Genomic DNA, 2,620 nt, shown 5'->3' with positions numbered 1-2,620 from the left:
GTACGCCTCCGATGGGGGCCGTCTTGCGTGAGGGTTGGTAATTCGCGAAGCGTGTGACCTTAAGTCTAGCTTTAAGGTCATCAGGCGATGCGGGTCGAGGTTTTAGGCGGGCTGGAGCGGCGGCGGCGTTGGTCGCAGGACGACAAGGCACGGATTGTCGAGGAGACGCTGGCAGCGGGCGCGAAGGTAACTGAGGTTGCGCGGCGCAACGGAGTAGCGGCCAGCCTGGTGTTTACCTGGCGTCGACAAGCACGGACATCGGAACAAGTTGTACCATCTTTTACGCCGGTGCAGATCGCCGCCGTACCGGCCTCGACTGAAGAAACTGCGAAGCTTTTGCCTACGGTTGATGGCCGAGTTCGCTCGGCGGCAGCCGCACGTACTGGATTGATAGAGATCGATCTCGGCAACCGACGGTGCATCCGGGTGGATGCGCACGTCGATCCGGAGGCGCTGGCGCGGGTCCTCGATGTGCTTGGACGCCGATGATTGCTGTACCAGGGAATGTGCGAGTGTGGCTGGCGACAGGCTACACGGATATGCGCAGAGGCTTTCCGTCGCTGGCCCTCCAAGTGCAGGAGGTGCTGCACAAAGAACCGCTCAGCGGTCATTTGTTTGTCTTCCGCGGTCGCCGCAGCGATCTTGTGAAGGTGATCTGGCACGATGGTCAGGGAGCCTGCTTGTTCACAAAAAAACTCGAGAGAGGAAAGTTTATCTGGCCATCGGTTGCCGGTGAAGCGGTAACGATCTCGCTGGCGCAGTTGAGCTATCTGCTGTCCGGGATCGATTGGCGCAATCCGCAAGAAACCCAGCGGCCGACGCGGGTCGGATAATCGTTTTGGGTTTGAATCTGATGCTCGATCTGATTCAATGGCGTCATGACATCGAAGCCGGACGACCTTCCTTCGGATCTCACGAGAGCCTACCTTGCTCTGCTGGCCGAGCGCGAGGCGTTGCAGGCTGAACGCGATGTGGCAGTCGCGGATGCCGCCAACGCGCGGGCGGAGCTATCGGACAGCGAGGTGCTGATCGCTCATCTTGAGCTACGGATCGAGAAGCTCAAACGCGAACTGCACGGGCAGCGCTCCGAGCGCACGGCGCGTTTACTCGAGCAGTTGGAATTGGAGCTCGAAGAACTCGCCACCACGGCGACCGAGAATGAGCTTGCCGCGCAGGCCGCAGCAGCGAAGACGCAGAACGTTCGCCCCTTCATGCGCAAGCGGCCGGTTCGCCAGCCATGGCCGGACGACATCGAACACGAGCGCGTCGTCATTGAGGCTCCAACGAGCTGCGCCTGCTGCGGTGGATCTCGGCTGGCGAAGGTCGGAGAGGATGTGACCAAGACGCTGGAGGAGATCCCGCGTCGCTTCAAGGTGATCGAGACGATACGCGAGAAGTTCACCTGCCGCGATTGCGAGAAGATCAGCCAGCCGCCGGCACCGTTCCATGCCACGCCGCGCGGCTTCATCGGTCCGCAATTGCTGGCGACAATGCTGTTCGACAAGTTCGGCATGCATATCCCGCTCAATCGCCAGAGCGTGCGCTTCAAGGCTGAGCGGATCGACCTGCCGCTGTCGACGCTGGCCGACCAGGTCGGCCACGGAACCTTCGCCGTCATGCCGCTGTTCCAGCTGATCGAGCGTCATGTGCTCGCGGCCGAGCGCCTTCATGGCGACGACACCACTATCCGCATCCTGGCGAAGGGCAAGTGCACGACCGGCCGGATCTGGACCTATGTGCGGGATGACCGGCCGTTCGCCGGGCCTGCGCCGCCGGCGGCGGTCTATTATGCCTCGGGCAACCGACGGGGCGAACATCCTCAGAAGCATCTGGCCGCCTTCGCCGGCATTCTGCAGGCGGATTGCTATGGCGGCTTCGAGCCGTTGTTCGACCCAAAAAGGAAAGCAATGCCGATCACGCCGGCGTTTTGCCTGGCCCATGCGCGGCGGGGATTCTTCGAGCTGGCTGACATCGAGAAAGCCGCCGGAGAAGGCCGCAAGGGCAAACCGGTCTCCCCGATCGCGCTGGAGGCGGTCAGGCGTCTGGATGCGTTGTTCGAGATCGAGCGCGCCATCAACGGCCGTAGTGCCGACGAGCGGCGTGCCGTGCGCCAGGAGCGGAGCAAGCCGCTGCTCGACGACATGCATGACTGGCTGCTCCGCGAGCGAGAAAGCCTCTCGCGCTCCGCCGAGGTCCTGAAGCCCATGAACTACATGCTCAAGCGCTGGGACGACTTCGTCCGCTTCCTCGACGATGGCCGGATCTGCTTGACCAACAATTGCGCTGAGCGTGCATTGAGAGGCATTGCCTTGGGAAGGCGCAACTGGACCTTCGCTGGTAGCCAACGTGGCGCCGACCGTGCCGCGATCATGCTGACGATGATCACGACCTGCCGCCTCAACGACGTCGATCCAAAGGCCTGGCTCGCCGACGTCCTCGCCCGGATCGCCGATCTTCCCGCGTCGCGGCTGCGCGAACTGCTGCCCTGGGAATGGAAGCTCCTGCACCAAGCCGGCAAGTCCGCCGATCAGCAAGCCGCCTGACCTTCACGCAACGCCATCGTAGAACTCGCCGCGCTCGCGCGCATGTGTCAATCAGGCGGCCTTCGTCGTATGCGTAC

General features: G+C 62.7%; 3 protein-coding genes. All 3 read left to right on the top strand.

Annotated elements, in window-relative coordinates; genetic code table 11:
• Positions 1-87 precede the first annotated feature (87 nt).
• Genes tnpA through tnpC form a run of 3 tightly spaced genes read left to right on the top strand, consistent with a single transcriptional unit; the run spans position 88 to position 2,543 of the window.
• A complete protein-coding gene (gene tnpA / locus AC0L30_RS42680) occupies positions 88-489 on the top strand; it encodes an IS66-like element accessory protein TnpA (protein ID WP_473406764.1) in 402 nt (133 codons plus the stop codon).
• Positions 490-512: 23 nt separating this feature from the next.
• Positions 513-833, top strand: a complete 321-nt coding sequence (gene tnpB, locus AC0L30_RS42675) for an IS66 family insertion sequence element accessory protein TnpB (RefSeq protein WP_425304745.1) — start codon at positions 513-515, stop codon at positions 831-833.
• 45 nt (positions 834-878) lie between these two features.
• Positions 879-2,543, top strand: coding sequence for an IS66 family transposase (gene tnpC / locus AC0L30_RS42670; protein WP_473406763.1), 1,665 nt, complete (start codon positions 879-881; stop codon positions 2,541-2,543).
• Positions 2,544-2,620: the final 77 nt, after the last annotated feature.

The organism is Bradyrhizobium sp. MI1.11, assembly GCF_055811255.1.
Note: the sequence above shows the minus strand (reverse complement) of the source record. Positions and strands in the feature narration are given on the sequence as shown.